General features: G+C 69.4%; 6 protein-coding genes. 3 read left to right on the forward strand and 3 right to left on the reverse strand.

The genetic code is table 11. From position 1 onward, the window contains the following. The 3 genes from EQG76_RS25155 to EQG76_RS25165 all read left to right on the forward strand — a co-directional run. The coding region (locus tag EQG76_RS25155) for a GcvT family protein (RefSeq protein ID WP_200841102.1) at nucleotides 1-1,579 on the forward strand (1,579 nt) is incomplete at its 5' end. 18 nt (nucleotides 1,580-1,597) lie between these two features. Beyond that, a complete protein-coding gene (locus EQG76_RS25160; protein WP_159717408.1) occupies nucleotides 1,598-3,142 on the forward strand; it encodes a trimethylamine methyltransferase family protein in 1,545 nt (514 codons plus the stop codon). A gap of 47 nt (nucleotides 3,143-3,189) precedes the next feature. Beyond that, nucleotides 3,190-4,845 (forward strand): M20/M25/M40 family metallo-hydrolase, encoded by a 1,656-nt coding sequence (locus EQG76_RS25165; protein ID WP_159717410.1) that lies wholly within the window; start codon nucleotides 3,190-3,192, stop codon nucleotides 4,843-4,845. Nucleotides 4,846-4,887: 42 nt separating this feature from the next. Here EQG76_RS25165 and soxA read toward each other — a convergent pair whose 3' ends face one another. The 3 genes from soxA to EQG76_RS25180 form a co-directional block, all read right to left on the reverse strand. Beyond that, entirely contained in the window at nucleotides 4,888-5,670 is a 783-nt protein-coding gene (gene soxA / locus EQG76_RS25170; protein ID WP_159717412.1) for a sulfur oxidation c-type cytochrome SoxA, read from the reverse strand. Then, nucleotides 5,670-5,990, reverse strand: coding sequence for a thiosulfate oxidation carrier complex protein SoxZ (soxZ, locus tag EQG76_RS25175; protein ID WP_159717416.1), 321 nt, complete (start codon nucleotides 5,988-5,990; stop codon nucleotides 5,670-5,672). The genes soxA and soxZ overlap by 1 nt, the downstream gene beginning before the upstream one ends. Then, nucleotides 5,987-6,392: SoxY-related AACIE arm protein (locus EQG76_RS25180; protein ID WP_159717414.1), on the reverse strand; the 406-nt coding region annotated here is incomplete at its 5' end. The genes soxZ and EQG76_RS25180, both read right to left, overlap by 4 nt.

The raw sequence follows: 6,392 nt of genomic DNA on the forward strand, positions 1-6,392 counted from the left end.
GGACTATGGGATCGAGCTGATCCCGGAGGACATCGAGCGCATCGAGCCCGAGCTGGCCCTGGGCTTCGCACGCTACCCGGCGCTGAGCACGACCGGCATCAGGCGCTGGGTGAACGGTGCCTTCACCTTCACGCCGGACGGCAATCCCCTGATCGGCCCGGTCCCGGGGCTGCGTAACTACTGGTGTGCCTGCGGCGTCATGGCCGGGTTCAGCCAAGGCGGCGGCGTGGGCCTGGCACTGGCGCAGTGGCTGGTCGACGGCGAGCCCGGTGCGGACGTGTTCGGGATGGACATCGCGCGCTACGGGCGCTTTGCCGCCAACCGCAATTATCTCAAGGCCACCACCGCCCAGTTCTACGCGCGCCGGTTCCTGCTCACCTACCCGAACGAGCAGCTGCCGGCCGGCAGGCCGCTGCGCACGCCGCCCGCCTATGACCGGATGTGCCGGGACGGCGCGCAATGGGGCGTCTCCTGGGGGCTGGAGGTGCCGCTCTATTTCGCACCCGCCGGTCAGCCGTTCGTCGAGACGCCGACCTTGGAGCGCTCCAACGCCTTTCCGCTGGTCGCCGCGGAATGTGGGGCGGCACGGGAAGCGGTGGGCCTGCTCGATAGTTCCGCCTTTGCGCGCTACGCCGTCACCGGGCCGGGGGCGAAGGCCTTCCTGGACCGGCTGCTCGCCTGCCGGCTGCCCAAGAAGGGGCAGGTGCGGCTGGCGCCGATGCTCAGCCGCTCCGGCCGGCTGATAGGCGACCTCACCGTGCTGGCCTGGGAGGACGACAGCTGGTGGCTGATGGGCTCCTATTATCTGCGCGCCTGGCACATGCGCTGGATGGCGGAGCATCTGCCGCCCTCGGGCGTCACGCTCGCCGACATCTCCGACCAGGTGACGGGCCTGGCCCTGATGGGGCCCAATGCCAGGGCGCTGCTGGCACGGCTCACCGAGGCGGACCTAGCCAGCCCAGCCTTCCCATTCCTGCACTGCCGGGAAATGGATGTGGGCCTGGCCCGGGCCAGGGTGGCGCGCCTCTCGGTCTCGGGCGAACTCGGCTACGAGATCAATGTCGCCGCCAGCGAGCAGCCCAGCCTCTACGCGGCGCTGCTGGAAGCCGGGCGGGATCTCGGCCTGAAGCAGGTCGGCTATCGCGCGCTGGACTCCCTGCGCATCGAGAAGAGTTTTGGGATCTGGTCGCGCGAGTTCACCTGGACCAGCACGCCGAAGATGAGCGGGCTCGACCGGTTCGTGGCTTTCGACAAGGGCGACTTCATCGGCCGGGAGGCAGCGCTCGCCGAGCGGGACGGCCCGCCCGTGCCGCGGCTGCTGGCAACGCTCGAGATCGACGCCGTGAATGCGGATGCGTCCGGCTTCGAGCCGGTCTGGCTGGACGGGCGCCTGGTCGGCCAGGTCACGTCCGGCGCCTTCGGTCATTGCTGCGGCAAGAGCCTGGCCCTGACCTATCTGGACAGTGCGCTCGTCACGGAAGGCCAGCCGCTCGAGGTCGATGTCGTCGGCATCCGGCGCCAGGCACGGGTCATTCCTCCCTCCCCGGTGGATCCGCCGGGGGAACGCATGCGCGCCTGAACCTCGGAGGCTTGCACCATGGTCGAGCGTGCCGGTCGTACCGGGCGGAGAGGGCGGCGCGAAGGTAGCGGGAGCAGTGGTGTTCCTTCAGGCGGTGCCCGCTACCGCCGGCTGGTCAACACGCTGGCGCCGCAGCGGGCCTTCTCCGACGACCATGTCGCGCACATCCACGCGACCGCTCTGCGCGTGCTGGAAGAGCTGGGCATGCGGGTTCTGGACCCGACGGCCCGGCAGGTTTTCCGGCAAGCGGGTGCCGAGGTCGACGAAGCGAGCGGCATGGTGCGCCTGGACCGCGGCTTGGTGGCCGACGCGCTACGCAAAGCACCCGGTTCGTTCGAGGTCGCCGGCGCCCATGCCGGACGCGACGTGCCGATCGGTGGTGCCAGCATCGCCTTTCTGTGCGTGGGCGGCCCGCCCCATGTCAGCGACCTGGACCGGGGCAAGCGGCCGGGCACGCTCTCCGACATGCAGAACTTCCTGAAGCTCTCCCAGCATTTCGATGTGCTGCACATCCAGTCGTCCAATGTCGAGCCGCAGGACGTGCCGGTGGAGTTCCGCCACCTGCGCCAGGTGGAAAGCCAGCTGGCGCTGAGCGACAAGCCGCTGTTCGTCTACAGCCGCGGCAGCGCCCAGGTCCGCGACGTGTTCGAGATGATCCGGCTGGGGCGCGGGCTCGACGAGGCGGGCTTCCGGGCACGGCCCTACTGCTACACGGTGATCAACACCAATTCGCCGCGCCAGCTCGACGTGCCAATGTGCCAGGGCATCATGGACTTCGCCAGGGCCGGCCAGGTCTCGATCATCACGCCCTTCACCCTGGCCGGCGCCATGGCGCCGATCACCATCCCGGGTGCCTTAACGCTGCAGCATGCCGAGGCGCTCGCCGGCATCACCCTTGCCCAGGTCACCCGGCCGGGAGCACCGGTGGTCTATGGCTCCTTCACCTCGAACGTCGATATGAAGTCGGGGGCACCCGCCTTCGGCACGCCGGAGTTCGTGCGCGCCGCGTTCGGTGCCGGACAGCTCGCTCGCCATGTCGGCCTGCCCTGGCGGGGCTCCGGTGCCACCGCGTCCAACGTCGCCGATGCCCAGGCGACCTACGAGTATCTGAACTCGGTCTGGGGCAGCCTGCTGGGCGGGGTCAACGTGCTGGTGCACGCGGCCGGCTGGCTGGAAGGCGGGCTCTCGGCGTCCTTGGAGAAGTTCATCCTCGACATCGAGATGCTGCAGATGTTCGCGGCACTGTTCCAGCCGATCGAGCTGGACGAGGCCGCCTTCGGCTTCGACGCCATCGCCGAGGTCGAGCCTGGTAGCCATTTCTTCGGTGCTGCGCACACCATGGCCCGCTACCAGACCGCCTTCTACGAGCCGCTGGTCTCGGACTGGCGCAATTTCGGCCAATGGTCCGAGGATGGTGCGAGGACCGCGACGATGCGGGCGAACGCGATTTGGAAGAGGGTGCTGGACGAGTTCGAGCCGCCGCCGCAGGACCCAGCCCTCCGTGAGGCCGTCGAAGACTTTGCGGCCCGGCGCATCCAGGAAGGCGGGGCGCCGCCCGGCTAGACAAGGATGGCCTGCATGTTCACCTGCCCCCCGACCGAAGGCATGTCATGACCCCGACCCGCAGCAGGCTGGCTGCCCGCGCGCGCGAGCTGAGCCTGACCCTCACCGCCTGGCCGAGCGTCACCGGCACGGCCGACGAGGCCGGCTTCGCACACAATCTGGCCGGGCTCCTGGCCGCCCTGCCCTATTTCCGGGACAATCCGGATGATCTCGCGGTGCTGCCGGTGCCAGGCGGCAGCCATGCCCGGTCCAACGTCCTGGCCCTGGTCCGCGGCACGGGCAGTCGGACCGTGGTGCTCGCTGGCCATTTCGACGTGGTGCCGGTGGACGATTATGGCGATCTGGCACCCCTTGCCTTCTCCCCGGAAGCGCTCAGGGCCGGGCTGATCGAGCGGCTGCGCCTGACCGGGACCTTCGCCCAGGCATTGGACGATCTCGAATCGGGCCGCTTCCTGCCGGGCCGGGGGCTGCTCGACATGAAGTCCGGGCTGGCCGTCGGCATGGCGGTGCTGGAACAGTTCGCCGCCGATCCGGGCCGGGTCGGCAACCTGCTGCTGATCGCCACGCCGGACGAGGAGGACCGCTCGGACGGCATGCGCGCCGCGGCGACCGAGCTGCCGGATTTTCTGCACCAGCGCGGCCTGGAGGTGGCGCTCGGCATCAACCTCGACGCCTTGTGCGACAATGGCGACGGCGCGGATGGCCGGGTGGTGGCGCTGGGCTGCATCGGCAAGCTGCTGCTGAGCGCGCTGGTGGTCGGCAAGGAGTCGCATGCCTGCTACCCGCTGGATGGCGTGAATGCCGCCTATCTCGCCGCGGAACTGGTGGCGGAGATGGAGTATGCGCCGGAGCTGGGCGAGCGTGCCGGCGCGGAGCTCGCCGCAGCGCCGGCCGCGCTCGGCATGAAGGACCTGAAGAACCTCTACAACGTCACCACGCCCGGCCGGGTCTGGGTCTTCTGGAACGTGCTGACCCAGCGACGCACGGCCGGCACCGTGCTGGCGATCGCCCGGCAGATTGCCCTGCGGGCGATGGAGCGTGCCCAGGCGCGAGTGGCGGAGCGGGCCCGGCAACTGTCGCCGGATGGGGCACCGAGCGAGGCATGGTCACGCTTGGAAGTCACGACCTTCGACGCAGTCCTGGCCCGCGCCTTGGCACGCGAGTCCGGCTTTCGCCGCCGCTTCGACGCTTATGCGGCCGAGCTCGCGACACGCGACGATCTGGACCTGCCTACGCGCAGCCAGCTCCTGACCGAGTTCGCCTGGGATGCCACCGGCACCGAAGGGCCGGCCATCGTGCTGGGCTTCGCCTCCATGCCCTATCCGGCGGTGAATTGGGGCACAGGAGCGATGGAAGACGCCCTGAAGGAAACGGTGATGGCTGCCATGCAGCGGACCGCGGCAGCGACCGGCGTTGGCATCACCGCCCGGAACCATCTGCCGGTGATCGTCGACATGAGCTTTCTCGGCCGCACCGACCAGGCCGATCTCGAGGTCATTGCCCGGGCGACCCCGATCTGGGGATCGAGCATTGTCTGGAATCCGGCAGGGGCGATGCCTGCGTTCCCGATGGTCAATATCGGGCCATGGGGCCGCGACTATCACCATTGGCTGGAGCGGGTGGACCAGGGCTACGCCTTCGGGGTACTGCCGCTCCTGGTCTGGAACGTGGCCAGCGACGTGCTGCGGCAGTCTGGTTCCTGACATCGCGGTCAGCCTGCCCGATCATTGAGTGGTGCCACCGGCTCAAGGACGGATGGCGGGTGTCTCCACCGCCATGCCGGCTGCGCGCGACATCAGGTAGAGTTCCAGCTCGATCAGTTCCGGCGCGCCGAAGTCGAACGGCGTGGCGCGCACACCGATCATGCAGTTGCGCAGCCGGCGCTGCAGCGAGCCCAGCGCCTGCCATTCCAGTCGGTAGAGCGGGTAGCCGGTGGGATGCGCCTGCGGGATCGTGCTGCCGCCCAGCCGCCTGCCCCAGTTCCGGTCGTGGCAGGACGCGCAGGCGAGGTCGAGCTGGCCGATCGGAGTCTGGTAGAGTGCCGCGCCTTTGGCACGGAACGGCTGGAGCCGGGGGTCGCCCGGCGGGTCGATCGGCAGGCCGCGCGACTGGTGGGCGACGAAGGCGGACAGCGCTAGCAGGGCGTCGCTTTCGCGGGCGAGCGGTTCCGCCTCCTGTCGCTCCGTCCGGCACTGGCTGATCCGCCCCGCCAGGTCCTGCGGCCGGCCGAGGGCGGGATCGAAGGCCGGATAGCGCGCCGCCACCCCGCGCATGCTTTCCTGGGCGTCTCCATGGCAGCCGGCGCAGGCGATTCCGGCAGCACCGGCCGGCTCCTGCCACAGGCGCTCGCCATCCAGCACCCAGAACATGCCGGGATTGCTCAGGTCGTCGTCCTGCATCGCCCGCAACTCGGGCGACATCAGGTCGTAGCCGGACCGCCTGTCCGCCTCCAGGGTATCGGCCACGGCCACCGTGGTAGCGAGCACCGCTGCCAGGAGGGGCGCAAGAGCAAGCGACCTGCCCGCCATCAGGTCACCGTGATCTCGGCGGCAGCGCTCTGCGTCGTGCCATCGTCGTCGGTCCAGGTGAAGGTGAAGGTGCCGCTGCCGGTCGCGACCGTGGTGAACGCGAGGAAGGGGTTAGCCGACATCGCCGGGAACAGGTCGGCGGCGAAGATCTCCCGGCCCGCAAAGCTGCAGGTGAAGCGGTGGATGATCTGGCGCGGGATCGGCACGCCGTTCTCGCCGGTCCGGTAGCCCGTTTCCATCGGGTGGGCGACCATCGCCCGGATCTCGACGATCTCGCCCTTCTTCGCGGTCTTGGGCACGTTGATGAGCGTCCGCATCAGATCAGGTCCTCGATGCAGGCGGCGAGCGTCACCACCACGCTGGCCTCCGCCATCCAGAAGCCGCCATCGGCCATCTCCGCCACCGCCGCCACCTTCTGCGAGGTGGCGAGCCGGATCCGGGTGGCGACCTCGGCGCGGCCGGCACCCGGGAACAGGTGAAACACCGCGACGTCGGGCTGCGGGTTGCGCTCGTTGAACAGCGCGATCCGCCGGACATGGTCGGCCTCGGTCATCGGGCTTTCGACCGTCACTTTCACCGGCACGGCATTGCCGTTCTCGACCAGCGGCGACACGTCGAGCGTGACCTTGCCGGTGCGCACCGCCATCCCATTCGTGAACGTCCGGATCACCTCGTCCAGCGGGGGGCGGTCATAGGCCAGGCGGGGTTTGGACTCGCTCGGC

The sequence above is a fragment of the Geminicoccus flavidas genome (assembly GCF_009806515.1).
In the GTDB taxonomy this organism is placed as follows: Bacteria; Pseudomonadota; Alphaproteobacteria; order Geminicoccales; family Geminicoccaceae; genus Geminicoccus; species Geminicoccus flavidus.

What these genes read in the sequence shown, in the direction of transcription:
- EQG76_RS25165 (WP_159717410.1), top strand. Translation starts at nt 3,190, where the DNA reads ATGACCCCGACCCGCAGCAGGCTGGCTGCCCGCGCGCGCGAGCTGAGC.
- EQG76_RS25160 (WP_159717408.1), top strand. Translation starts at nt 1,598, where the DNA reads ATGGTCGAGCGTGCCGGTCGTACCGGGCGGAGAGGGCGGCGCGAAGGT.
- soxA (WP_159717412.1), bottom strand. Translation starts at nt 5,670, where the DNA reads ATGGCGGGCAGGTCGCTTGCTCTTGCGCCCCTCCTGGCAGCGGTGCTC.